The 23,918-nt window shown below is 37.0% G+C and carries 26 protein-coding genes; 20 read left to right on the top strand and 6 right to left on the bottom strand.

What is annotated here, in order from left to right:
* Positions 1-9: 9 nt before the first annotated feature.
* Both GJE18_RS01390 and GJE18_RS01395 read right to left on the bottom strand, forming a co-directional pair.
* The gene (locus GJE18_RS01390; protein ID WP_037566337.1) at positions 10-369 is read right to left on the bottom strand and encodes a YojF family protein; all 360 of its coding nucleotides are present in this window, start codon (positions 367-369) and stop codon (positions 10-12) included.
* A 109-nt stretch (positions 370-478) separates the two neighbouring features.
* Entirely contained in the window at positions 479-1,288 is an 810-nt protein-coding gene (locus tag GJE18_RS01395; RefSeq protein ID WP_060552345.1) for a MurR/RpiR family transcriptional regulator, read from the bottom strand.
* Positions 1,289-1,414: 126 nt separating this feature from the next.
* Between GJE18_RS01395 and GJE18_RS01400 the strand changes: the two genes are divergently transcribed.
* From GJE18_RS01400 to GJE18_RS01450, 11 genes are all read left to right on the top strand, one after another.
* Complete coding sequence (locus GJE18_RS01400; RefSeq protein WP_107368307.1) at positions 1,415-2,941, top strand: PTS transporter subunit EIIC; 1,527 nt, start codon at positions 1,415-1,417, stop codon at positions 2,939-2,941.
* Between the two features lie 17 nt (positions 2,942-2,958).
* On the top strand, positions 2,959-3,630 hold the full coding sequence (locus GJE18_RS01405; RefSeq protein ID WP_060552347.1) for an N-acetylmannosamine-6-phosphate 2-epimerase: 672 nt from the start codon (positions 2,959-2,961) through the stop codon (positions 3,628-3,630).
* 5 nt (positions 3,631-3,635) lie between these two features.
* Positions 3,636-4,364 carry a glucosamine-6-phosphate deaminase gene (nagB, locus tag GJE18_RS01410; RefSeq protein WP_107368326.1) on the top strand — a complete coding sequence of 243 codons (729 nt, stop codon included), beginning with the start codon at positions 3,636-3,638 and terminating at the stop codon, positions 4,362-4,364.
* An 85-nt stretch (positions 4,365-4,449) separates the two neighbouring features.
* Positions 4,450-5,088 carry a 3-hexulose-6-phosphate synthase gene (gene hxlA / locus GJE18_RS01415; protein ID WP_107368306.1) on the top strand — a complete coding sequence of 213 codons (639 nt, stop codon included), beginning with the start codon at positions 4,450-4,452 and terminating at the stop codon, positions 5,086-5,088.
* Position 5,089: 1 nt separating this feature from the next.
* Entirely contained in the window at positions 5,090-5,635 is a 546-nt protein-coding gene (gene hxlB, locus GJE18_RS01420) for a 6-phospho-3-hexuloisomerase (protein WP_107368305.1), read from the top strand.
* Between the two features lie 126 nt (positions 5,636-5,761).
* Positions 5,762-7,120: an AMP-binding protein gene (locus tag GJE18_RS01425; protein WP_107368304.1), complete on the top strand. Its 1,359-nt coding sequence runs from the start codon at positions 5,762-5,764 to the stop codon at positions 7,118-7,120.
* Positions 7,113-8,252, top strand: a complete 1,140-nt coding sequence (locus GJE18_RS01430) for a thiolase family protein (protein ID WP_060552351.1) — start codon at positions 7,113-7,115, stop codon at positions 8,250-8,252. The genes GJE18_RS01425 and GJE18_RS01430 overlap by 8 nt, the downstream gene beginning before the upstream one ends.
* Complete coding sequence (locus GJE18_RS01435; protein WP_060552352.1) at positions 8,227-8,583, top strand: hypothetical protein; 357 nt, start codon at positions 8,227-8,229, stop codon at positions 8,581-8,583. Before GJE18_RS01430 ends, GJE18_RS01435 begins: the two co-directional genes overlap by 26 nt.
* Complete coding sequence (locus GJE18_RS01440) at positions 8,580-8,840, top strand: hypothetical protein (RefSeq protein ID WP_107368302.1); 261 nt, start codon at positions 8,580-8,582, stop codon at positions 8,838-8,840. Before GJE18_RS01435 ends, GJE18_RS01440 begins: the two co-directional genes overlap by 4 nt.
* Before the next feature lie 382 nt (positions 8,841-9,222).
* The gene (locus GJE18_RS01445; protein ID WP_060552353.1) at positions 9,223-9,519 is read left to right on the top strand and encodes a hypothetical protein; all 297 of its coding nucleotides are present in this window, start codon (positions 9,223-9,225) and stop codon (positions 9,517-9,519) included.
* 313 nt (positions 9,520-9,832) lie between these two features.
* Complete coding sequence (locus tag GJE18_RS01450) at positions 9,833-10,720, top strand: hypothetical protein (RefSeq protein WP_107396853.1); 888 nt, start codon at positions 9,833-9,835, stop codon at positions 10,718-10,720.
* A gap of 258 nt (positions 10,721-10,978) precedes the next feature.
* Here GJE18_RS01450 and thiD read toward each other — a convergent pair whose 3' ends face one another.
* A complete protein-coding gene (gene thiD / locus GJE18_RS01455) occupies positions 10,979-11,809 on the bottom strand; it encodes a bifunctional hydroxymethylpyrimidine kinase/phosphomethylpyrimidine kinase (protein WP_060552354.1) in 831 nt (276 codons plus the stop codon).
* A gap of 132 nt (positions 11,810-11,941) precedes the next feature.
* Between thiD and GJE18_RS01460 the strand changes: the two genes are divergently transcribed.
* The 5 genes from GJE18_RS01460 to GJE18_RS01480 all read left to right on the top strand — a co-directional run bounded on the left by GJE18_RS01460 (position 11,942) and on the right by GJE18_RS01480 (position 15,788).
* On the top strand, positions 11,942-12,604 hold the full coding sequence (locus GJE18_RS01460; protein WP_060552355.1) for a uracil-DNA glycosylase: 663 nt from the start codon (positions 11,942-11,944) through the stop codon (positions 12,602-12,604).
* Positions 12,601-12,948: a DUF5327 family protein gene (locus GJE18_RS01465; protein ID WP_060552356.1), complete on the top strand. Its 348-nt coding sequence runs from the start codon at positions 12,601-12,603 to the stop codon at positions 12,946-12,948. The genes GJE18_RS01460 and GJE18_RS01465 overlap by 4 nt, the downstream gene beginning before the upstream one ends.
* Before the next feature lie 21 nt (positions 12,949-12,969).
* On the top strand, positions 12,970-13,332 hold the full coding sequence (locus GJE18_RS01470; protein ID WP_037566351.1) for a DUF423 domain-containing protein: 363 nt from the start codon (positions 12,970-12,972) through the stop codon (positions 13,330-13,332).
* A gap of 127 nt (positions 13,333-13,459) precedes the next feature.
* The gene (locus GJE18_RS01475; RefSeq protein WP_060552357.1) at positions 13,460-14,911 is read left to right on the top strand and encodes an APC family permease; all 1,452 of its coding nucleotides are present in this window, start codon (positions 13,460-13,462) and stop codon (positions 14,909-14,911) included.
* A gap of 325 nt (positions 14,912-15,236) precedes the next feature.
* Positions 15,237-15,788 (top strand): GNAT family N-acetyltransferase, encoded by a 552-nt coding sequence (locus GJE18_RS01480; protein ID WP_060552358.1) that lies wholly within the window; start codon positions 15,237-15,239, stop codon positions 15,786-15,788.
* A 286-nt stretch (positions 15,789-16,074) separates the two neighbouring features.
* Here GJE18_RS01480 and GJE18_RS01485 read toward each other — a convergent pair whose 3' ends face one another.
* Positions 16,075-16,632 carry a TetR/AcrR family transcriptional regulator gene (locus tag GJE18_RS01485; RefSeq protein WP_107368301.1) on the bottom strand — a complete coding sequence of 186 codons (558 nt, stop codon included), beginning with the start codon at positions 16,630-16,632 and terminating at the stop codon, positions 16,075-16,077.
* Between the two features lie 128 nt (positions 16,633-16,760).
* Between GJE18_RS01485 and GJE18_RS01490 the strand changes: the two genes are divergently transcribed.
* Positions 16,761-17,408: an HlyD family secretion protein gene (locus GJE18_RS01490; protein ID WP_107368300.1), complete on the top strand. Its 648-nt coding sequence runs from the start codon at positions 16,761-16,763 to the stop codon at positions 17,406-17,408.
* A gap of 15 nt (positions 17,409-17,423) precedes the next feature.
* On the top strand, positions 17,424-19,166 hold the full coding sequence (locus GJE18_RS01495) for a DHA2 family efflux MFS transporter permease subunit (RefSeq protein ID WP_060552361.1): 1,743 nt from the start codon (positions 17,424-17,426) through the stop codon (positions 19,164-19,166).
* Between the two features lie 166 nt (positions 19,167-19,332).
* Here GJE18_RS01495 and GJE18_RS01500 read toward each other — a convergent pair whose 3' ends face one another.
* Both GJE18_RS01500 and pta read right to left on the bottom strand, forming a co-directional pair.
* Positions 19,333-20,190, bottom strand: coding sequence for a lipoate--protein ligase family protein (locus GJE18_RS01500; protein WP_060552362.1), 858 nt, complete (start codon positions 20,188-20,190; stop codon positions 19,333-19,335).
* Positions 20,190-21,179 carry a phosphate acetyltransferase gene (pta, locus tag GJE18_RS01505; RefSeq protein WP_037566357.1) on the bottom strand — a complete coding sequence of 330 codons (990 nt, stop codon included), beginning with the start codon at positions 21,177-21,179 and terminating at the stop codon, positions 20,190-20,192. The genes GJE18_RS01500 and pta overlap by 1 nt, the downstream gene beginning before the upstream one ends.
* Positions 21,180-21,538: 359 nt before the next feature.
* Here pta and hemQ point away from each other — a divergent pair, with 359 nt between their 5' ends.
* Together hemQ and GJE18_RS01515 are read left to right on the top strand one after the other, a co-directional pair.
* Complete coding sequence (hemQ, locus tag GJE18_RS01510; RefSeq protein ID WP_103345843.1) at positions 21,539-22,288, top strand: hydrogen peroxide-dependent heme synthase; 750 nt, start codon at positions 21,539-21,541, stop codon at positions 22,286-22,288.
* 255 nt (positions 22,289-22,543) lie between these two features.
* Entirely contained in the window at positions 22,544-23,893 is a 1,350-nt protein-coding gene (locus GJE18_RS01515) for an APC family permease (RefSeq protein ID WP_107368299.1), read from the top strand.
* Positions 23,894-23,918 lie beyond the last annotated feature (25 nt).

Raw genomic sequence — 23,918 nt, forward strand, 5'->3', positions numbered from 1 at the left:
GCATCCCTCCTAAATTTCAAACGCTTGTCGACTAATTTCAAGTGCAGCCGCAAGTTGTCCTTCATAATTAAATCCCGCTATCAACAAAGCATCATTGTCAGCGACTTCATAATGCGTCAGTCCTTGAACATACACCCAGCCATGATTGTCCAATTTAAGGCCAATACGGTAAGGCTCTTTGCCGCCGCCTTTTAATTGTGCGTGTTGATAATTGACTTGAATATTGCGTAAAAATGTCCCTGCATTGAAAACACGTTGATCGAAATGGTTGGCATAGGCACCATTAGTCGTTTCAACGTGCAAATAGACAGGTTGATTTGCATATTGATTTAATAAAGCTTGAAGCTTGTCTTCATGAATAGGTTGCAAAGCGTTCACTGCCTCCCTGATATGATTATCTGTCTATTTTACTAAAAAATGTGTCAAATTTGTATATGTCTGCTCATTTTATATTGCAAAATTCATAAAGTATTTGAGCCTATCGCTGTTTGCGCTTAGCAACTAATCTCTCATAACTTTGTGAAAAGTGATGTAAACGGGATGTGTCTTGAAGTAAATGATAGCTTACCAAATCAATAATAAAATGTGTGGCTAATTGTGAATTGATAAAATAATGATCGTGGGTAAATTGACGATCCGCTGTCAAAATAATATGGTCGCACACGTTTTCTAATGCGGCGGTTTTATAATGTGACAATGCTAAAATTTTAGCGCCTGCTTTTTGAGCCTGACTTAAACTATCTAATATTTCAGCTGTTGCGCCACTATTGGTAAGGGCAACGACGGTGGTTTGTTCATCACACATTTGTTCAATTACTGCCATTAAGTGTGTATCTGTGATCGCCATCGCATTAAAGCCCATGCGGATGGTACGAAAATAAAATTCTTGGGCACTTAACCCAGAACTACCAATACCAATAAATATGATTTTTTGACTATGTTGAATCGCTTCTACGAGTGCCAACAAGTCAGATTGAATAATAAATTCACCTGTATGATTCAAAATAGACATATAATGTTGATGCATAATTTGAATGGCAGGCTCGTTTTCGATGACATCTTGATGAAATTCATGTTGAATCGCAAAACGTAACGATTGAAAACTATCATAATCTAACTTATGCGCAAAGCGACTCACACTTGAAGAAGACACACCAATATCACGTGCAAAAGATTGTATATTCCCAATATCCGTAGCACAGTCTAATTTTAAAATTGCTGCTGCGATGATACGTTCAGATTTCGTAAAATGAGGATAAAAATGTTGAATACGATTTTCAAGTTTCATCTTATCGCGCTCCTTTTATTCAGTATAATTGAAAATATTTTTCAAAACAATATAACATATTGACAGTTTATTTCACGGTGCTATATTGAACTTAGAAGCATAAGGGAGAAAGGGGTTTGGGGTATCATGAAAAAAGCGTTTGAAAAGGCACAACAGTTCGGTAAGTCTTTTATGTTGCCAATTGCTATTTTACCAGCAGCAGGTTTGTTACTTGGTATTGGGGGTGCTTTAAGTAATCCGAACACAATTAAAGCCTATCCCATCTTAGATGTTCAATTTTTACAGCACATATTTGTTTTAATGAGTTCAGCGGGTAGTATTGTCTTTCAAAATTTACCCGTTATTTTTGCGGTAGGTGTTGCAATTGGATTAGCTAAAAATGACAAAGGTACAGCTGGGTTGGCTGCTTTATTAGGCTTTTTAATTATGAATGCAACGATGAATGCTTTATTAACTATCAATGATCATCTTGCGGTAACTGAAGAACTTGCCAAAAAGGGACAAGGTATGGTTCTAGGCATACAAACTGTGGAAACAGGTGTGTTTGGAGGAATCATCATTGGTATCATGACTGCGTTTTTACATAATAAATATAATAAAGTCACGCTACCACAGTTTTTAGGATTTTTTGGAGGTTCGAGATTTATACCTATTATCACATCGTTTAGTGCTATATTTGTGGGTGTCTTAATGTACTTTATATGGCCATTTATTCAAGACCTTATCTTTGGTGCAGGTGGAATTGTGAATAAAACAGGTGTAATAGGGACATTCTTTTACGGGTTTATTTTAAGAATGTTAGGACCTTTTGGTTTGCATCATATTTTTTATCTTCCATTTTGGCAAACAGCTTTAGGGGGTTCGCTCGAAGTAAAGGGACATCTTGTGCAAGGCACGCAAAACATCTTTTTTGCACAATTAGGTGATCCGAATGTACACCGATATTATGAAGGTGTATCTAGATTTATGTCTGGTCGTTTTATCACTATGATGTTTGGTTTGTTAGGTGCAGCGCTGGCGATTTACCACACGTCGAAGCCCGAAAATAAAAAAGTTGTGGGTGGATTAATGTTGTCAGCGGCGCTAACGTCACTCCTGACAGGGATTACTGAACCATTAGAATTTAGTTTTTTATTTGTTGCACCGTTATTATATGTGATCCATGCGTTATTAGATGGTTTGGCATTTATGATGGCAGATATTTTTAACATTACAATTGGTCAAACGTTTAGTGGTGGATTTATAGATTATATATTATTTGGTGTTTTACAAGGAAATGAAAAGACAAATTTCTTATATGTGATACCTATAGGCATCGTGTGGTTTTGCTTGTATTATTTCATATTTAAATTACTCATTATTAAAATGAATTTTAAAACGCCTGGCCGCGAAGACGAGCAAATGAATGTTTCTGTCGGTAAAAGTGAAAGAGCGCAAACCATTATAGAAGCTTTAGGAGGTAAAGCCAACATCAATGTGGTGGATTGTTGTGCAACGCGTTTGAGAGTTACACTGTATGATAGTGGAAAATTAAACGAAACCCAATTAAAAATGACCGAGGCGAAAGGGGTTATTAAACAAGGTAATGGCGTTCAGATTGTGTATGGACCGCATGTGACAAGTATTAAAAATGAAATTGAAGAACAGTTATAAATAAAGGAGCGACGTATATGTTACCTCAAGGATTAATTGTATCTTGCCAAGCTTTACCTGATGAGCCACTGCACTCATCATTTATTATGAGTAAAATGGCGCTAGCAGCTAAAGAAGGTGGTGCTGTAGGGATACGAGCGAATACGAAAGCAGATATTTTAGCGATTAAACAAGAAGTAGATTTACCTGTCATTGGTATTGTTAAAAGAGATTATGAAGGGTCTAGCGTGTTTATCACAGCGACACGTAAGGAAATTGATGAATTAATAGAAAGTGGTTGTGAAGTGATTGCAATGGATGCAACGTTACGCGAACGACCGGCAGAAGATTTAGAAACATTAGTGGCATATGTGCGTCAACAAGCGCCGCATATTGAATTGATGGCAGATATCGCTACGGTTGAAGAAGCGCAACATGCAGAAAATTTAGGATTTGATTACATTGGCACAACATTACATGGTTATACTGAACAAACACAAGGACAGGTGCTCTATGCCAATGATTTTCAATTTTTAGATGAGATTTTAAAACATGTCAATCAAAAAGTGATTGCTGAAGGGAATGTCATGACACCGGAAATGCTAAAGATTGTTACGGATAAAGGTGTTTATGCGTCTGTTGTTGGGGGAGCAATCACGCGCCCGCGCGATATCACGAAACGTTTTGTAAATGCATTACACGGAGGATGATTCAAATGAAAGTAACAAATCTCGGTACGAAAGATCGTGTGTCATGTTATGTTGCGACTGAATTGTATCAGTTTATGTTGCACCAACCACATGCACGTCTCGGTTTAGCGACAGGGGGAACGATGGTCGATATGTATGGTCATTTAGTAGCTTTATTAAATAAAAATAATCTCGATGTCTCACATATCCATACTTTCAATCTCGATGAATATGTAGGCTTACATGCAACACATCCAGAAAGCTACAATCACTATATGCACCAAATCTTGTTTAATCGTTATCCAAAATTTACAGAAGCGTTTTTGCACATTCCAAATGGAGATGTTGATGACGTTAATAAAGAAGCCATGCGATATGAGACGATTTTAGATCAAGAAGGACCCATTGATATTCAAATTTTAGGTATCGGACAAAATGGTCATATCGGTTTTAATGAACCTGGGACACCGTTTGACACAGAAACACATTGCGTCAATTTAACTGAAAGTACAATAGAAGCGAATAGTCGTTATTTTGAAAATAAGCGTGATGTACCACGTCAGGCCATTTCGATGGGACTTCAATCAATCATGAAAGCAAAACGCATCATTTTAATCGCACTGGGTCCGCATAAAAAAGCGGCAATGACACGCTTGATGACAGGTGAAGTGACGCCAGATTTACCAGCTTCTATTTTGCATCGCCACCCCAATGTGGAGGTTTTTGTTGATGATGAAGCAATGCCGAACTTATAAGCGCATCGTTTGAAACTCCTATTTCTAGGGTATATCCTGAAAATGTAGTTCGTAAAGATAAAAATATGGAGGATTGATTCTAGACATGGAATTACAATTAGCGATTGATTTATTAAATAAAGAAGATGCGGCTGAATTAGCAAAAAAAGTCACAGATTATGTAGATATTGTAGAAATCGGTACGCCGATTGTGATCAATGAAGGCCTCCCAGCAGTCCAACATTTAAAAGATAATGTTGAAGATAGAGATGTTAAAGTATTAGCAGATTTAAAAATTATGGACGCTGCGGATTACGAAGTGAGTCAAGCCATCAAATTTGGTGCGGACGTCGTAACGATTTTAGGTGTTGCAGAAGATGAATCGATTAAAAATGCGATTACGGAAGCACACAAACATGGAAAACAATTACTTGTGGATTTAATTGCAGTTCAAGATTTAGAAAAACGTGCAAAAGAAATAGATGCAATGGGTGCAGACTATATTGCTGTGCATACAGGTTATGATTTACAAGCGCAAGGCCAATCACCACTTGAAAGTTTGCGTAAAGTGAAATCAGCAATCAGTCAATCCAAAGTTGCTGTTGCAGGTGGTATTAAGCCTGACACAATTAAAGAAGTTGTCGCTGAAAATCCGGATTTAATCATTGTTGGTGGGGGTATCGCAAATGCAGATGACCCTGCTGAAGCCGCTAAACAATGTCGTGAAATCATGGATGGTCAATAAAATGACAGTATTCAATTACCAACTCATTTTAAATGAAATCGAACAGACGTTAAATTCAGTGAATCCTGAATCAGCGCAACAGTTTGAACAACAGGTGATTGATGCGCCTACAGTATTTGTTTCAGGTAAAGGGCGGTCAGAATTTGTGGCGAATGGTTTTGCGATGCGTTTAAATCAACTTGGTAAAAAAGCGTATGTTGTAGGGGAGTCGACAACGCCGTCGATTCAAAAAGGAGACGTCTTTGTCATTATATCCGGTTCCGGTTCTACGGCGCATTTAAAATTACTTGCTGAGAAAGCAAAAGAAGTTGAAGCGGACGTGTTACTCATTACTACGAAACCTGATTCTGCAATAGGACAGTTGGCGAATCTCGCAATTGAATTGCCGGCGGGCACGAAACATGATGCTGAAGGTTCAGACCAACCGTTAGGAAGTTTATTTGAACAAAGCGCGCAACTCTTTTTAGATAGTCTCGTATTAAATTTACAAACACGTTTGAAAATTTCTGAAGAAACGATGCAACACAATCATGCCAATTTAGAATAAAAGACTACTCAAACTTCTATCAATAAGGCCGATATAAGGCATGCGATAGAAGTTTTTTATGTCGTTAATATGCGGTTAAGATGCAGTGTGATAAAATGAAACAAATGTGAGTAAAGAAGTGAAACGATGGCACAATTACTAGAACGTATTGAAACGTATGCGACATGTCAACCGCATGCAATTGCTATACATATTGATGATGAACGCATAGATTATAAGCACTTACAACAACAATTAGAACAGAAAGCAATGCAATTGCCAGATGCGTGCAAAGGTCAACGTGTGGGGCTTTCTTTTAATCGAATTCAAGACTTTGTAGTGCATTATTTGGCAGTGTTACATAAGGGAGGTATTCCTTGTGTTATTGATCCGAAATGGACAGAAGCGCGTCTTCACGCGTTATATGAACGTTATCATATCGGTTTTGTGTTAAATGAGTCAGGTATCGAAGCCACGTCTTATCAATGCGACACACAAACGCGCCCTTTATTACATATCGGCTTTACATCCGGCACAACAGGGTTACCGAAGGCATTTTACCGAAATGAAGCGTCATGGATTGCCTCATTTGAACAAAATGACGCATTAATAGAAAAAACATTAGATGAGCGGTGTACACTTGTTGCACTAGGACCCTATGCACACTCTTTAACGTTGTACGTAATGATATATGCATTATTTTATGGTCGTACCTTTTTGGGGCAAAATAATTATAATATTCAACAATGTGCAACGAGAATTGCATCTTTACACACGCCGTGCATACTCTTTTTAGTGCCCACAATGGTGTATGATTGGGTGCGACATGCGCATCAAAATTCTAACGTGACACATGTATTTATATCTGGAGATAAATTGTCATCATCATTACATCAGCAATTAAAGGCACAATTGCCTTTAGCGACGATTGATGAATTTTTTGGTACGTCTGAAGCGAGTTTTATTAGTGTGAACCGTAATCAAACAGCCCCGTTAAATTCAGTAGGTACGATTTTTCCTAATGTTGACATACACATCGACCAGCCAGACGTGAATGGGGTGGGCAAGTTGTTTGTGCATAGTGCGATGGCTTTTCAAGGGTATGTCGGTCAGACACCATCGATGTGGATTCAAACCGGTGATTACGCACGAGTTGAGCATGATGTCTTATATTTGCACGGACGTATAGAAGATATGATGATTATTGGTGGACGTAACGTCTACCCATCAGTAGTTGAGCATTATATTAAAAAATTAAAAGGGATTGAAGACGTGATTATCGTCAAACAACCGCATTCAAAATTTGGTGAATTAGCTGTTGCCCTGTATATCGGAGCATGTACGTTTCACTATCAAACAATGAGACAACAGCTTGCAAAAGTGCTCACTCGTTATGAAATTCCGTCAAAATTCATTCGCGTAACCACACTCCCTTATACGTCAAGTGGGAAAGTATCTCGACGTTTAGCACAACAAAAGTATGAAAGTGGTGATTTTGATGAATAAAGCAGTAATAGTGGCGGCAAAACGAACGCCGATAGGGGTATATGGTGGTAAGTTAAATAAATGGGAACCAGAAGATTTACTGAAACCATTACTGCAACATTTTCAGAAGATGCTCCCATGCGATTTGAATACATTAGATGATGTCATTTTAGGTAATGTGGTTGGAAATGGTGGAAATATTGCACGCAAAAGTCTGTTAGAAGCAGGCATTGATGTACGTGTGCCTGGTTTAACAATTGATCGTCAATGTGGGTCGGGTTTAGAGGCGATCCAATTAGCGTGTCGTCTTGTAGAAAGTGGTGCAGGTGACTTTTATATTGCAGGAGGCGTAGAGAGTACAAGCCGGGCACCTTGGAAAATGAAGCGACCGACGTCTCTCTATCCTTCAGAGCCTCCACAATTTTTTGAGCGTGCCTCATTCGCACCAAGCGATCAAGATCCGTCCATGATTGAGGCAGCTGAAAATGTAGCCCATACCTTTCAAATAACGCGAGAGGATCAGGACAGATTTGCATATACCAGTCACATTAAAACTGCTAAAGCTTCTGAAAATCATCAACTTGACGATGAAATCGTACCTTTAAAAGTTCAAGGATCATGGATGACGCATGATGAAAGTGTACGTCCTGATATTAAATTATCGCGCTTAAAACGTTTAAAGCCGTTACTTCCAAATGGCACTGTAACAGTAGGGAATTGCTGTTTAAAGCATGACGGGGCAGCGCTTGTAGTTGTAATGTCACAAGAAAAAGCACGTACGCTTGGTCTAACTAAAGGGTTATATTTTAAAGGCTACGCGATTGAAGGGGTTGCGCCTACGCTTTTAGGAAGTGGGCCCATTCCAGCGGTAAAAGAACTTTTAGAAAAGCATCATCTGACTATAACAGATATTGACGCGGTAGAGTTGAATGAAGCTTTTAGCGCACAAGTACTTGCATGCCAACGAGAGCTTAATATTTCTGACGCACAACTCAACCGATACGGTGGCGCTATTGCGATGGGACATCCCTACAGTGCAAGTGGGGCTATTTTAGTGACGCGCTTGTTGTACATGACAGATGCAATGCGGACGATAGCGACGATGGGTATTGGAGGAGGCATGGGTAATGCAGCACTGTTCGAACGTTGGTGATAGTGAAACTCGGACGCTTATTATTGATGAGTTTGAATTACAAGCCTATCAAGCATCGTTTCATTATGCTGAAAATGACATACCACCGTTATTTTTTGCGCGTTTTTGGCATGTGTTTGAGTTGTTTCAACCTTTCATCACTTTACCGATCACGCTAGTCGAAACGCAAGTCACACAAAATGCCCCTCTCCCTAAACAACCGCACGTTCAAGCGACACTGACCTTATTAGAAGCGACAAAGATAAAACATTTTGAGCGCTACCGTTTTGAGATGAATGTCAATGACGTACTAACCGTGCATCACACATTTATAAAGCAGGTGAAACTATGACTTTTAATGAAGCAGACGTGCGACACTATTTGAACATTGTTCAAGATGACAATCCACTTCATCCAAAAATTGTGCCAGGACAGATGGTTATTGAACGTATATGGCAATCACTACATCGCTATCCTTTAACGTACCACGTTAAATATGTAAAACCGATTCATTTAAATGAATCATACAAAGTAGAAGATCACAACACATTCATTTTAGTAAAAAATACTTTAGATGAAACGAGGTTGAAAATCACCTTATCTTTTTAAATATGGTGTTGTGATAAAAATTCTAGTAAAAAAAGCATCGATTAGGTAAAAGCGTTTTTACTTAATCGATTTTTTATATTATTTCATTTACTCTCCCTATATCAAATAGAATGATTTCAAGATAGGTCTACCTACCTACAAATCACATAAGGGGCGAGAAATGGCTGAAAGACTTAAAGAAAGGTCTAAGTCTCTATAGCGATTTTTATATTTCTGTTGAAAAATGATTGTATATTGTTCGCTCATAGACGGTGGGAACATTTAGTACACAAGAAGATTCAACGATACTCAAAGTATGATAAGAATTTACAATATCATTTTTATAACAATATGTTTTTAAGTATGTTACAATGCAAGGAATATTTATAGGAGTTGATTATATATGAAATTGATTGATAATTTGGATTATTCAGATGAACAAAAAATATTTCTTTTAAATATTGGTGGGTTGGATTTATATAAAGTCCGTAAGCATGTAATAAAAACAATTGAAAAATTAACTAAACCCTATTTACCTAAACATCATAGTTATACATTTATGGATATCGATAACATGACTGTGTTGCTAATCAAATCAGAAATTCAATTTATTCCTGATTTGATTAGAGCGCTTTGTAAAAAGAATTTAGGTGTCTATGAGGTTAGATTATTTGAAGAAAAAGAAAATATTTTTGAGTAATTGGTATGCATAGTTTGTATACCATTTTTTATAGCGTCATTGATTAATGAATGCGTTTGGCAATTACTATAACACTATCCTAAAGTTTACAAAGTAAAATATGTGAACCCGATTCACTTAAATGAAACGATGCTCAACTTTATAAATCGATATTTAATGATGAAACATTCACAGTGCTTAGGTATATTATTTTTTAAATTGCATTATTAGTATATTAAGAATTTAAAAAGTAATTTATAATTTGGAATGTTATAATAATGAGTGATATATATCATAAAAATGATAGACATATTTAGGGGAGGTATGAAGATAGATGAAAAAGTGGATTCTCATAGTGATGACCCTTGCTTTAGTATCAGCGTGCGGTAATGAGCAACAATCGGCACAACCATCTCATAAAGATGAAAAATCAACCACACATAAGCAAGACTCTGCCGATACAAAAAAGGCATCAAAGGACAATCAAGCATCAACGGCTAATAAAACACAGACAACTACACATGAGGACGACGTCGCCAAATTGCCGGATCAGATGAAAGCAGCTTTAGTATTTTCATCACCAGAAGCAACTGCGTTTACATTATCGAAAGAAGAGATTTTAACGGGTGTTTTCGAACAAGATTATTTGAATAAACCTCAAAAGAAACAATTGTGTAAATTATATTTAATTGAATCAAAAGGGTATACAAACGGACCCGATGATATGAAATTTTATAGCGTTTATCCGCCCAAAAAAGGGTTTAATACCGTCATGGGAATTGGGAAGCATAAAGCATTTATCGGAGGTACGCAAAGTCCAGGAACGTATCAACAATTATTAGAAACGGGTAAAGAACTAGATTTAGACACCTTATATGCCCAAAATAAACAACTTAAGTCACTAACCGAACTATCACAAAAAGTTGAATTTACAAATAAAAATCCTATGGAAAATGAAGCAACGCGTAAAGATTTTGAAGAAAAAGAGAACCCAGCAACTATGGCACATGCACGAAGCCAAGTGTATGAGATGATCAACAAATTTGAAGGAAAACCTATCAATACAAAAGATTATATTTGGGATAATGTGCGTTGGGACAATGGTCTTACTGGGTGGACAGTGAATTATCGCAATCATAATTTAGAGATTGTAGGTACATACAAACAAGTAGAAGGACAACCTTTGGTAAAATTGGATGCAAATGGTCAAAAAATCAAATAGCAATTAATAAGTTTAAGTTCTGTAAAACATCGATCTAGTGAATCAATTGTGCGTATCATTAGATCGATTTTTTGTTTTTAAAAATAGCTTAATCATCCTTTTATTAAAGGTGACTAAACCACCATTAAAATAGAAAAATGTGCCTATTAAATTTTTATATTACAAGCAACATAAAAACCTTCAAAATCAAGATAATGAATTTTGAAGGTTTTATTATAGGTCTGATTTAATTTGGTCATTGTGCGTGACCTTTATTTTTTAAATTTCTGTAACTTCAACGTCAATTTTTTCAATGCGATTTGCGGCACCGTGATCAACTGGGCCTACAAAGTCGTTCATTTTCCATCCATTTTTAATCGCTGAAGCAACAAACGCTTTTGCATTAATAACAGCTTCTTTTGGTGTTAAGCCGTTTGCCAAATTTGCTGTCGTTGCAGCGGCAAACGTACACCCTGCACCATGATTATAACTTTGTTGGAACATATCTGTCGTTAATTGATAGTATGTTTGACCATCATAATACAAATCGTATGACTTATCTTGATCCAGTGCTTTACCACCTTTAATGACTACATGTTGCGCACCTTGATCATGAATGATTTGAGCCGCTTTTTTCATATCTTCTATAGATTTTAATGCCCCCAACCCTGACAATTGACCTGCTTCAAACAAGTTGGGCGTCACAACAGTTGCTTTTGGCAGTAAATATTCAATCATTGCATCAGTATTTCCCGGGTTTAATACTTCGTCTTCCCCTTTACATACCATAACAGGGTCTACAACGAAATGCTTTGCGCCAGACTCTGTAAAAGCTTCCCCGGCACGTTTGATAACTTCTTGTGTACCAAGCATACCTGTTTTAACGGCATCTGGGCCAATACTAATGACCGTTTCGAGTTGTTTATTAAACACATCGAATGGAATTGGTGTCACATCGTGTGACCATGTGTTTTTATCCATAGTGACAATTGCAGCAAGTGCAACCATGCCATAAGTGTCATGCTCTTGAAATGTTTTTAAATCAGCTTGCATGCCAGCCCCAGCACTTGTGTCAGAACCTGCAATGGTTAATACTTTTTTTAATGCCATTATTTATACACTCCTCGAATTCAATTATTAATTATTATCATATCACGCACGGCTTTAAGTGGAAATATATTCGTTTTAACGCGGGCGAGTTTTTCATTGAATTGTGTTAAAATGTGAACTGAGGTGAAGGTTATGGAATGGTCCACCATTTTTCATGAAATAAAATCAAAACATGATTTTAAAGCTATGCATGATTTTTTAGAAAAAGAGTATGCGACTGAAATTGTTTATCCAGAACGTAAAAATATATACCAAGCGTTTGATTTAACACCATTTGACAATGTCAAAGTTGTGATTTTAGGTCAAGATCCTTATCACGGTCCGAACCAAGCACATGGTCTTGCTTTTTCAGTCCAACCCAATGCGAAATTTCCACCTTCGTTACGCAATATGTATAAAGAGTTAGAGGCTGACATTGGCTGTCATCGTACGTCGCCACACTTGCAAGATTGGGCGCGAGAGGGTGTCCTGTTATTAAATACTGTGCTTACAGTCCGCCATGGAGAAGCGCACTCCCATCGAGATATTGGTTGGGAAACGTTTACCAATGAAATCATTCAATCTATCTCAGACAATCGTGAAGGTGTTGTATTTATTTTATGGGGAAAACCTGCACAACAAAAAGAACGCCTCATCGATACGTCAAAACATTTTATTATAAAATCACCCCATCCGAGCCCATTGTCGGCACATCGTGGTTTTTTTGGTTCAAAACCGTATTCACAAGCAAATACTTATTTAGAACAACAAGGCAAAACACCCATTCATTGGTGTGAAAGAGGAGGAGACGCATGATTAAAGATAAACTTATCGAATTAATTGAAGCAGAACTCGTTAAAGCAGATGCATCTGCTTCGGATGCTGAATTTCATAAACATATGTATGCCATTCATACGCTTACATCATTATATTCACATTCCGATTCACAATCTTCTGCACCATCCTTACAGCGCAAGCAAGGGGAGCAAGCTACCGTTTCACACGCTTCATCCTCTGCAAAGACGGTAACAGATGAAGAAATTCGTTTAATGGGTGGTAAAGTGCCATCACAAGCGTCACATGCATCACACACACCTTCGAATCCTCGAATGATCACGGATGATGCCTTAGGAAATGGAGAATCACTTTTTGACTTTTAATAAATGATAGGAGCGAAACTTATGAAAGTATTTATAATTTTAGGTGCATTAAATGCACTATTCGCTGTTGGCACAGGTGCATTCGGCGCGCATGCTTTAGAAGGAAAACTCTCTGAACACTATATGTCTGTTTGGGAAAAAGCGACGATGTACCAAATGTACCATGCATTGGGATTAGTACTGATTGGTATTGTTGGTGGTGCATTTGACGTAAATGTAGGATGGGCCGGTTGGCTTATGTTTTTAGGTATTCTGTTCTTCAGTGGTTCATTATACATTTTGTCGCTCACAGGTGTGAGTGTATTAGGCGCTATAACGCCCATTGGTGGCGTGTTATTTGTCGTGAGCTGGCTGATGCTTGCGATTGCAGCATTTAAAATATAATTATTAAACACACATTTGAAGCTTTGCTAAGGCAAAATATTGTTTAAATGTGTGTTTTTAATTTGTTTAAGAAAATGATTGTTAATTTTTTAGTCATCGGTATAATGTAACAAGGGGTGAATAGTATATGCAAAATAAACACAATCAAATTGATCGTGGAGATTTACAAGCTAATTTATCAGAGAAGTTTGTTTGGGCGATTGCTTACGGCTCTTGTATAGGATGGGGGTCCTTTATTTTACCAGGTGACTGGATTGCACAATCAGGTCCGATTGCGGCATCAATTGGCATTTTAATTGGTGCATTACTCATGATAGTGATTGCCGTAAGTTATGGCGCTTTAGTCGAACGCTTCCCAGTTTCAGGTGGAGGATTCGCGTTTAGTTATTTAGGATTCGGGCGTTATGTTAGTTTTTTCTCATCTTGGTTTTTAACATTTGGATATATATGTGTTGTTGCATTAAATGCGACAGCGTTTAGTTTATTAATTAAATTTTTATTACCAGACTTATTGGAAGTTGGAAAATTATATACGATTGCTGGTTGGGATGTATACATCACTGAAATTATCATAGCTACAGTCTTATTACTCGTATTTATGCTTATTGCGATAAAAGGTGCAAGCGTCTCAGGTTCATTGCAATATTATTTTTGTGTTGCGATGGTCACAGTGGTCGTATTACTTTTTATCAGTTCCTTCTTTGGTTCGAACTTTTCATTAGACAATTTAAAACCGCTCAATGGTCCAAAATATGGATGGTTTCAGGCGATAGTCATGATTGTAGCGGTTGCACCATGGGCTTATGTCGGGTTTGATAATATTCCTCAAACAGCCGAGGAATTTAATTTCTCTCCGAATAAAACATTTAAACTGATTGTTTATAGTTTGATTGCTGCCGGCCTAACGTATACAATGATGATTTTATACACTGGTTGGTTAAGTGGTGCAAGTCAAGACTTATGGTTAACAGGTTCAGTTACGCGTGAAGCGTTTGGAACGATTGGTTTGGGTGTGTTAGCTATTGCTATAATAATGGGAATATTCACAGGTTTAAATGGCTTCTTACTTAGCTCAAGTCGTTTATTGTTTTCAATGGGACGCTCAGGGATTATGCCTACCGTTTTCAGTAAACTACACCCAAAATACAAAACACCTTATGTGGCGATTATCTTTTTAGTTTCATTGACACTAATTGCACCTTGGCTTGGACGTACTGCACTCACTTGGATTGTGGATATGTCATCTACAGGGGTTTCGGTCGCGTATTTTGTGACGTGTCTAGCAGCGGCCAAGTTATTCAGTTATGACAAATCGAGTCCGTCTTATGGGCCCGTCTATAAAACATTTGCGATTGTAGGTTCGGTGATTGCATTTGTGTTCTTATTCTTATTGCTGTTCCCATGGTCACCAGCATCATTATCAGGGCCATCGTATATTGCATTAGCAGGATGGACAGTATTAGGATTCATTTTCTTCATCATACGTTATCCTAAATTACGTCGCATCGATAAAGAAGAACTTTCAAAATTGATTTTAGATGCAAATAACAAAGATATCGTAAAAATGATTGAGAAATAGTAATACCTCGCATTTCTAAAAACTTTACCACAAAATATATTTTCGTTTATGGTTAAGAAATGAATCGAATTGATATGTTTTAAATACATGATTTTTATTACGCTTTGATGATTAAATTTATTTAAAATGATATGCACCCTATAAAGTAGACGCTTGAATAGTGAACACTTTATAGGGATTTTTTGTATGTGGAAAAGTAAAAATACTGGAAGGGTTACAAGAGTTGAGAAATCTGATTTTTTTCTGAATTTTTATATTGTTTTGCAAATTTTAGAATGATATGTTTTAATTAAAAGTAATTTTATATAAAAAAGGGTGGTCTCAGATGCATTATTTTAGGTTGCCAATAGACACACGTTTTAGTTTAGTGAAATTAGATATGTCGCGAGCCTATGAAGTATTTGAAGTTGTAAAGCAAGAGCGTGAACATTTACGCGAGTTTCTAGATTGGATTGATTACGTTCAATCGATAGAAGATGAAGTGAAATTTTTAAAAGAAGCGCTGAGATTAGAAGCGGAGAATCAATCACGTCTATATTTTATTTATGAAGAGAATCAACTTGTAGGTGCGATCGATTTACATAAAATAGACACGATAAACAATCAAGGTGAAGTAGGGTATTGGTTGAGTCAGCATGTGACAGGTCAAGGTGTGATGACTAAAGCGGTCAAGTTATTATGTGATATCGCTTTTAACGAATTAATGTTAAATCGTCTCGAAATTCGTGCACAAAAGGAGAATATAGCGAGTCAACGTGTCGCAGAAAAAGCAGGATTTCGATTTATGGGGGAAGCGCGTGAATCGCTTTACCGAAACAACACCTATGTGACGATGTATCATTATGAGTTGCTTAAACGACACTTTTCAACAACATGAAAATGGGATATTTTAAGCCAATTAAGTAAAATGTTCATAAAAAATTAATAAATATTCAATATTTCTATCCCAAAAATTCAGAAAACATGGTACATTAGATTTAAGCAAAAGATATGCACAGTCACGACATATCATTTTGTGTTTTTCATTTTCAAAAAAGTTCTCCAATAAAAAGGCCTGCTCATTAAGATAGCGTAGCGACTGTCTTAAGTGAGTCAGGCCTATTAACATGCTTATCTTTAAAGCGCAGTGGACGTTTGCATGACATAATAATTTGACTGCTAGGCTAACGATTAACTTTGATAATATTGTTGAATAATATTTGCGCCATTGTTTCACTGTTTTCTTGACATCCTACTGAAAGCCACGAATAGATAATTGCGAGTTGTCCTCCAATGGTATAGTCGATAAAGTACTGTGAATCTTTTAATGGCGGTAGCACTTCTAAAATAGAGGAGTAACCTTCTTTAGTAAATTGAATATAATCGCGTACGAGGCGATACTGTGACTGTGTCAAAACAAGACTCATGAAATATTTTTTAAAACGTTGCATATACGTAAATAACACGCGGAAAACTTGAATAAGTCGCTGTTTTGCAATTTCCAAAGGATACGTTTCTATGAGGTTTTTCGTATAGCGCATAAGCTTATGGTATCTTTTCATATGGTATGCTTGAATTGTATCCATTAATTGATATTTATCTTCAAAGTGTGCATAAAATGTCGAGCGATGGACCCTACTTTCAGCACAAATTTGTTTGATTGTTATATATTCAAATTTTTCAACCTCTAACAATGACACCATTGCCTTAATAATGGCAAGCCTTGCATTTCCTCTATTCATGTCTATCACCCAAAGCTATTATAATATATTTTCAAATCCGACACATTTAAAAAGATTGTCTGTATAAATCACTAGATAATTGGTTATATAATACAGATTGTTAATTTTAACTGGAGGAGATTTTTTGTATGAAAAAAATTATTTTGATTAATATTGTAACGATACTGTTGTTAGTCGTGATAGGTGTAGTTGCATTTTACTTCTATAATCAATCTGCAAATTATATAAACACAGATAACGCTAAAGTAGATAGCAAGCAAATGAAACTTGCAAGCCCAATTTCAGGAGAAATTTCAAAATTAAACGTTCAAGAGGGTGACAAGGTGAAAGAAGGGGACACGGTAGCTGAAATCCGTGGTCAAGGTCAAGATGGGCAACCTCAAACTATGGAAGTGAAAATGCCTAAAGATGGCACGATTGCCAAATTAGATGGACAAGAAAAAGGAATAGCACAAGCAGGTCAACCTATGGCATATGCCTATAATATGGATGCGCTCTATATTACTGCCAACATTGATGAAACGGACATTAAAGATTTGAGTGAAGGTCAAACGGTGGATGTCTCTATTGATGGTCAAGATTCGGAAATTAAAGGTCATGTTGATCGTATCGGTAATGCGACTGCGGCGAGCTTCTCATTAATGCCTTCATCTAACAGTGATGGTAACTATACTAAAGTCAGTCAAGTTGTTCCTGTAAAAATTAAATTAGATAGTCAACCTTCTAAGGGGATTGTGCCAGGAATGAACGCGGAAGTGCGTATTCATAAAAATTAATAGGGAGGACAAAAGATGTTCATTACGTTATATGTCGTTGTTGCCCTTATTGTGATTGTTTGTATGAATATGGTAATAATCAAGCGAAATAAGCGTTTATCCAGATTGCAAACATCTGAAAAAATAAATCAAAAAGAAGCATCACAATCTAAAGCAGGGACGTCTTCCTCTGCTTATCAATTTCAAATCGACGAAGAAAATGAATCCCAGAAGCCTGTTAATGAAACGGCGCAACATGCCACTCAAGATTATGTGTTTAAAAAGGGGATTACACGTAATAAAATTTTAGTAGCAATGGTGTTCGGCATGTTCATTACCATATTAAATCAAACATTGCTTAATACGGCATTACCTGTTATAAATACCGACTTTAATATCTCGGCTTCAACAGGACAATGGTTAATGACGGGGTTTATGTTAGTTAATGGTATTTTAATACCAGTTAGTGCGTATTTGTTTCATAAATTTTCTTATCGCAGTCTATTTCTAGTAGCGATGGTCGTGTTCACATTAGGTTCATTTGTATGCGCAATTGCGTGGAGTTTTCCAGTGATGATGACAGGGCGTGTATTTCAAGCGATTGGAGCAGGTGTTTTAATGCCACTAGGAACAAATGTGTTTATGACGATATTTCCGCCTCAAAAACGTGGGATGGCCATGGGGATTTTGGGTGTAGCGATGATATTAGCGCCAGCAATCGGACCGACTTTGTCAGGTTATATTGTTGAAAATTTCGATTGGCATGTCATGTTTTATGGCATGTTTGCAGTAGGTTTCGTATCTTTTATGCTGTCTTATATTTGGTTTGGTATATACCAAAAAACAACACAGCCAAAGGCGGATATCCCAGGAATTATATTCAGTACACTTGGTTTCGGTGCTTTATTATACGGCTTTAGTGAAGCCGGCAATAAGGGTTGGGGTTCTCCGGAAATCATTGCCATGTTTCTGATTGGAAGTACGTTTACAATCACGTTTGTTATACGTGAGATGACTATGAAAGCACCTATGCTTGATTTTGGTGTATTAAAGTACTCGGGATATACATTAACAGCACTTATAAATATGATTGTAACAATGAGTTTGTTTGGTGGTATGATTTTATTACCACTTTACCTTCAAAGTTTGAGGGGTTTCTCAGCCTTAGATTCAGGACTATTATTATTACCAGGAGCAATTATCATGGGCTTTATGGGGCCAATAGCGGGTAAATTACTTGATACTATTGGTATTAAACCATTGGCCATTATTGGTTTGGCGATTACAACGTATGGCACATGGGAATTAACGCAGTTAACCATGAAAACACCGTATTCGTCTATATTAATGATTTATATGATTCGCTCTTTTGGTATGAGTTTTGTGATGATGCCAATTATGACAGCAGGTATGAACGCATTACCAGCAAGGTTAATTTCTCATGGTAATGCATTAATTAACACGATGCGTCAACTCGCAGGATCTATCGGTACTGCAATATTAGTGACTGTGATGACGCAACAAACAGAATCACACCTCGCTTCATTTCAACAAGATTTAGACCAGACTAAGCCTTTTATAAAGGATCAAGTTGGTATGATGGCGCAACAAATGGGTGGAAAAGAACAGGCTTTAGGAAGTGTTATTAAATTTGTGAACCAGCTGGCTTCTGTTGACGGGGTTAATAGCGCTTTTTGGGTAGCAACGGCACTAAGCTTTCTTGCGTTTGTTTTGAGTTTCTTTTTAAAAGGAAAATCACACTACATTTCGCATGAATAAGCAGAATATAAAGTGGGAAAGTAAAAATTCATAAAAGACGGGGCTAGGAGATAGCCACCCTGTTAATCAAAAAACCAACAAAGTGCTTCGTACATGAACTTTGTTGGTTATATTTATATATTGAGTCTTTACGCGGGGAAGGATGGTAAATCAAAATTGAAATGATTTATGTCCGAGTCCCTTTAGATTCACTTAAGCGTTCATTCATTTTAGCATTGCGCTCTAACATGCGCTGGTAATAGTACTCATAACGGGCCCATTCCTCAGATGTGATAGGATCCGTAGTGAGTGTGCCACCTAAGTCTTTGATCGCATACAATAACTTAAACATGACATCTTGCACTTTAATGTCAGATTGAAAGAGTTCTTGTAATGACGCCATATGATGTGGATAAATGTCAGGATAGGTGAATTTTGTTTTTTCACCTTTTAATGCATGAGCGTAAAAATCTTTCATTAATTGTGCACGTTCACGACCTGACCCCTCGACACATAAATAGATTTGTACAGCAATACCTCCGCGTACACGTCTTTGAGAGATGCCCGCAAATTTTTGATGATTGATACTCAAATCGAATTTACCCGGGCAATATGAATGTGTAATTTCAAACGTATCAATATCTACATTTTCATCCTCAAACATTTTACTTATGAGTAAATACATGACTGTAAAAGCTTCATCAATGGACGTTTCTGTTTTTCCTTTAAACATTAAAGAAATATTTAAAATGCCTTGATCTAATACCACACCTAAACCACCTGAATTACGCACGATAGCATTGTAACCTTTTTCATCCGTTAAAAATTGAATGCCATCTTTTAAGTAAGGTAGCCGGGAGTCATGAATGCCTAAAATGACGGTATGTTGATGTATCCATGTGCGAACAACATTTGGTGACGTGTCTTTGCCTACACTTTCAGAAAACGTATCATCAAAAGCAAAGGATTGCATCGGCGCTAAACCCGTTGCATGATCAACGTAGCGCCATGCGATATCCTTAAAATATTTAGAGGTTAAGTCCATTATTGTAAACTTTGCGCAGCGGTAATGATAGATAAGTTGTAGACATCTTCACTTGAACAACCACGTGATAAATCGTTAACAGGTGAATTTAATCCTTGTAACACAGGACCTACTGCGTCAAACCCACCTAAACGTTGTGCGATTTTATAGCCGATATTACCCGCTTCTAAGCTTGGGAAAATAAATACATTCGCGTCACCTTGGATTTTAGCGCCCGGTGCTTTTTTCTTTGCTACTTCAGGAACGATTGCTGCATCAAATTGGAATTCACCGTCGATGACTACGTTAGATAAGCCTTCCGCTTCAACTTTCTCTTGCGCAAGTTGAACCGCTTCAGAAACTTTTTCAGTATCATCTGATTTTGCAGAACCTTTTGTAGAGAAACTTAACATTGCAACGCGAGGATCCATACCGAAGCTTTGTGCTGATTTTGCACTTTCAACAGCGATTTCAGCTAAGTCAGATGCACCGAGTTCAGGGTTAATTGCACAGTCTCCGAAAATATATTGTTGATCCTCTTTAATCATGAAGAAGATACCTGACGTTTTAGACACGCCTGGTTTAGTTTTAATAATTTGTAATGCAGGACGTACTGTGTCTGCTGTAGAGTGTGCAGCACCACTAACTAAACCGTCTGCTTTACCCGCATAAACAAGCATAGTACCGAAGTAGTTCACATTGTTTAATAATTCTTGTGCTTGTTCTTCAGTTGCTTTACCTTTACGGCGTTCGACAAATTTAGCAACTAAATCTGCTTTTAAGTCACTTGAATCGGGTTGAATGATTTCTAAGCCATCGATAGAAAGCCCTTTATCTTTAGCAAGTGTTTCAATGTTCGCTTTGTTACCTAATACGATTGGCGTCACATAATCAGATTGTTGTAAGTCAACTGCTGCAGTTAAGACACGCTCATCTTCACCTTCTGGTAATACGATACGAACATTTTGTCCTGATAATTTTTCTTTTAAAACATCTAATAAACTAGACATATTTGTCCTCCTCTACTTTCCTTTCAACATTTCATGCCATTGTAATTATACGATAATTAATATGACTTTTCCAAGGGGGCGTTTTATCGAAGAAATCCTATTATAATTTTGTAAATGGTAACTGATATAAAGGTATAATTACCGTTTAAATTCTCAATATAGTTAAATGTGGATCATGATTGGATTCAATTTAGAATTGATAGTCATTGTGCGCATTTTGAAAACGCAACGTATATACTTTATAGCTACTTTGTATATTATTTTGTTCATAAAATGTTACTAATCGTAACGTTCGGTCTTGAGAAAGGAGTATGATAAACTTTAATAAGTTAGAGATTAAATTAAAGGAGTGTTCATGAATGAGTCATGCAGCAGAGACTTTAGATGGATGGTACAGTTTACATTTGTTTTATGCAGTAGAATGGGCTTCTTGGCGTTTAGTACCTGAAGAAGAACGGCACAATATGATAACAGAATTTGAAAATAAATTAAATGAATTAAAAGGCGTGAAAGACCAAGGTCAGGGCGACCATGTAATGTATAATATTACGGGTCAAAAAGCGGACATCTTCTTATGGTTTTTACGTCCAGAAATGAAAGACTTAACGAAAATTGAAAATGAATTAAATAAATTAGCCATTTCAGATCATTTGATTCCTACATATTCTTATGTATCGGTGATTGAGTTAAGTAATTATCTTGCTGGCAAATCAGATGAAGATCCATATGAAAACCCACATATTAAATCACGTCTTTATCCGGAACTTCCTACGACTGAATACATCTGTTTCTATCCGATGAATAAACGTCGTAATGAAACATATAACTGGTATATGTTATCGATGGAGGAACGTCAGAAATTAATGTACGATCATGGTATGATTGGACGTAAATATGCAGGTAAAATTAAACAGTTCATTACAGGTTCTGTTGGTTTTGACGATTTTGAATGGGGCGTAACGTTGTTTGCGGAAGACGTGCTTCAATTCAAGAAAATTGTGTACGAAATGCGCTTTGATGAAACAACTGCGAGATATGGAGAATTTGGTAGCTTCTTCATAGGTAATCGTTTAGATACAACGATGTTAAAAACATTTTTTGAAATTTAATAGATAAGAAGCGAGGTGGGTGCTCGTCCCACTTTAATACAAATAGCCGTCAAAGTCATCGATTGATGAACATTGAGGGCTATTTTAATGCGATAAAATATTTATGAGACTACCCAAAGGTGGAACATGATTCGGTTACGTGTTTCAAATGCTGACTTCAAGCAACTTTTTCAACAAAGATGATTTTATTACAATTTTATATGACGTTTCATGTTATAGTTGAATCGTTAAGATTTCAATGAGGGAGGCAAAGGCATGCAGTCGGATAAACATACATTGAAACCCACGATTGGACTATTTACAGCTGTGACTATCATTGTAGGAACAATCATTGGTTCGGGCGTATTTGTAAAGCCAAGTTCCGTTTTAGCCTATGCAGGAACGAGTAATATGGCTTTATGGGCTTGGGTAATTGGTGGTGTGTTAACACTCGCATCTGGTTTAACAATTGCCGAAGTAGGGGCTCAAATCACGCGTACTGGTGGCTTATACGCATATATTAAAGATATTTATGGATCGTTTTGGGGATTTTTAACAGGGTACACATTAACGGTACTTTACGGGCCGGCCATTATCGTATCTTTGATTTTATTTTTAGGCATATTGATTACAAACTTCTTTGCCTTGTCCCAATTTTGGATTATTCCTATCGGTGCAGGAATTTTTCTGTTTTTACTTATCACCAATATGGTAGGAACATATTATGCGAATGCAGTTCAAAATGTCACAACATTAGCTAAATTAATCCCAATTATTGCTATCGTCGTATTTGGATTAATTTATGGTCAAGCAGGCATTTTCGGTCAAGATGTCACTGAGTTGATTTTAAATAAAGATGGCACAGTGAACTTTGGGCGCGCTGTACTTGCGACGCTTTTCGCTTATGACGGATGGATTATGTTGACGACGATGTCAGGTGAGATGAAAAATCCACAAAAGCATTTACCATTAGCAATGTTTATCGGTATTTTAACAGTGACACTGGTTTACGTATTAATCAATGTGGCGATATTTAAAGTGTTGCCAGCCTCGGACATTTTAAGCTTTGGTAACAATGTGAGTGCTGAAGCGGCGATTGTACTTTTTGGAGGTATTGGTGCAAAGATTGTCAATATAGGACTGATTGTCTCGATTATCGGTACGTTGAATGGGAAAGTAATGACATTTCCACGTATTCCATTCGCTATGGCGCAAGATGGCTTGTTACCTGGTTCGAAAGGTATCAGATACGTGAGTCCACGATTTGAAACTCCAATTGGTGCGCATACGGTCATGTCGATATTAACTCTAATCATTTTAACGTTAAGTTTGACATTCCCGACGGTTTTTGATGCCGATTATTTATCAGAGATTACCATTTTTATTATTTATTTCTTTTATATGGCTGCCTTTATTGGGGTGTTTATTTTAAGACGTCAAAATAAAGGAAAGCCACGTGCATTTTCTGTACCATTCTATCCAGTGCTTCCGATATTAGCACTTTTAGGTGGCATGTTTATTATTATTAATACATTGGTTTCCGATCCTCTGGGAGCAGGTATTGCTGTCATAGGGTTATTAATGGGTGTCCCACTGTACTGGTTTACGGTTAGAAAAAACATTTAACATTGATAGAGAAAGAAGGTGACAA

Source organism: Staphylococcus agnetis (genome assembly GCF_011466855.1).
GTDB classification, from domain to species: domain Bacteria; phylum Bacillota; class Bacilli; order Staphylococcales; family Staphylococcaceae; genus Staphylococcus; species Staphylococcus agnetis.

Bases quoted from the DNA above. Each gene is read 5' to 3' on its own strand.
- GJE18_RS01450 (WP_107396853.1), top strand. From the start codon at position 9,833: ATGAAAAAGTGGATTCTCATAGTGATGACCCTTGCTTTAGTATCAGCG.
- GJE18_RS01435 (WP_060552352.1), top strand. From the start codon at position 8,227: ATGCAGCACTGTTCGAACGTTGGTGATAGTGAAACTCGGACGCTTATT.
- GJE18_RS01400 (WP_107368307.1), top strand. From the start codon at position 1,415: ATGAAAAAAGCGTTTGAAAAGGCACAACAGTTCGGTAAGTCTTTTATG.
- nagB (WP_107368326.1), top strand. From the start codon at position 3,636: ATGAAAGTAACAAATCTCGGTACGAAAGATCGTGTGTCATGTTATGTT.
- GJE18_RS01445 (WP_060552353.1), top strand. From the start codon at position 9,223: ATGAAATTGATTGATAATTTGGATTATTCAGATGAACAAAAAATATTT.
- GJE18_RS01480 (WP_060552358.1), top strand. From the start codon at position 15,237: ATGCATTATTTTAGGTTGCCAATAGACACACGTTTTAGTTTAGTGAAA.
- GJE18_RS01515 (WP_107368299.1), top strand. From the start codon at position 22,544: ATGCAGTCGGATAAACATACATTGAAACCCACGATTGGACTATTTACA.
- thiD (WP_060552354.1), bottom strand. From the start codon at position 11,809: ATGGCATTAAAAAAAGTATTAACCATTGCAGGTTCTGACACAAGTGCT.
- GJE18_RS01425 (WP_107368304.1), top strand. From the start codon at position 5,762: ATGGCACAATTACTAGAACGTATTGAAACGTATGCGACATGTCAACCG.
- GJE18_RS01495 (WP_060552361.1), top strand. From the start codon at position 17,424: ATGTTCATTACGTTATATGTCGTTGTTGCCCTTATTGTGATTGTTTGT.
- GJE18_RS01440 (WP_107368302.1), top strand. From the start codon at position 8,580: ATGACTTTTAATGAAGCAGACGTGCGACACTATTTGAACATTGTTCAA.
- GJE18_RS01485 (WP_107368301.1), bottom strand. From the start codon at position 16,632: ATGAATAGAGGAAATGCAAGGCTTGCCATTATTAAGGCAATGGTGTCA.
- pta (WP_037566357.1), bottom strand. From the start codon at position 21,179: ATGTCTAGTTTATTAGATGTTTTAAAAGAAAAATTATCAGGACAAAAT.
- GJE18_RS01500 (WP_060552362.1), bottom strand. From the start codon at position 20,190: ATGGACTTAACCTCTAAATATTTTAAGGATATCGCATGGCGCTACGTT.
- GJE18_RS01470 (WP_037566351.1), top strand. From the start codon at position 12,970: ATGAAAGTATTTATAATTTTAGGTGCATTAAATGCACTATTCGCTGTT.
- GJE18_RS01405 (WP_060552347.1), top strand. From the start codon at position 2,959: ATGTTACCTCAAGGATTAATTGTATCTTGCCAAGCTTTACCTGATGAG.
- GJE18_RS01490 (WP_107368300.1), top strand. From the start codon at position 16,761: ATGAAAAAAATTATTTTGATTAATATTGTAACGATACTGTTGTTAGTC.
- GJE18_RS01475 (WP_060552357.1), top strand. From the start codon at position 13,460: ATGCAAAATAAACACAATCAAATTGATCGTGGAGATTTACAAGCTAAT.
- GJE18_RS01395 (WP_060552345.1), bottom strand. From the start codon at position 1,288: ATGAAACTTGAAAATCGTATTCAACATTTTTATCCTCATTTTACGAAA.
- GJE18_RS01430 (WP_060552351.1), top strand. From the start codon at position 7,113: ATGAATAAAGCAGTAATAGTGGCGGCAAAACGAACGCCGATAGGGGTA.
- hxlB (WP_107368305.1), top strand. From the start codon at position 5,090: ATGACAGTATTCAATTACCAACTCATTTTAAATGAAATCGAACAGACG.
- hxlA (WP_107368306.1), top strand. From the start codon at position 4,450: ATGGAATTACAATTAGCGATTGATTTATTAAATAAAGAAGATGCGGCT.
- GJE18_RS01465 (WP_060552356.1), top strand. From the start codon at position 12,601: ATGATTAAAGATAAACTTATCGAATTAATTGAAGCAGAACTCGTTAAA.
- hemQ (WP_103345843.1), top strand. From the start codon at position 21,539: ATGAGTCATGCAGCAGAGACTTTAGATGGATGGTACAGTTTACATTTG.
- GJE18_RS01460 (WP_060552355.1), top strand. From the start codon at position 11,942: ATGGAATGGTCCACCATTTTTCATGAAATAAAATCAAAACATGATTTT.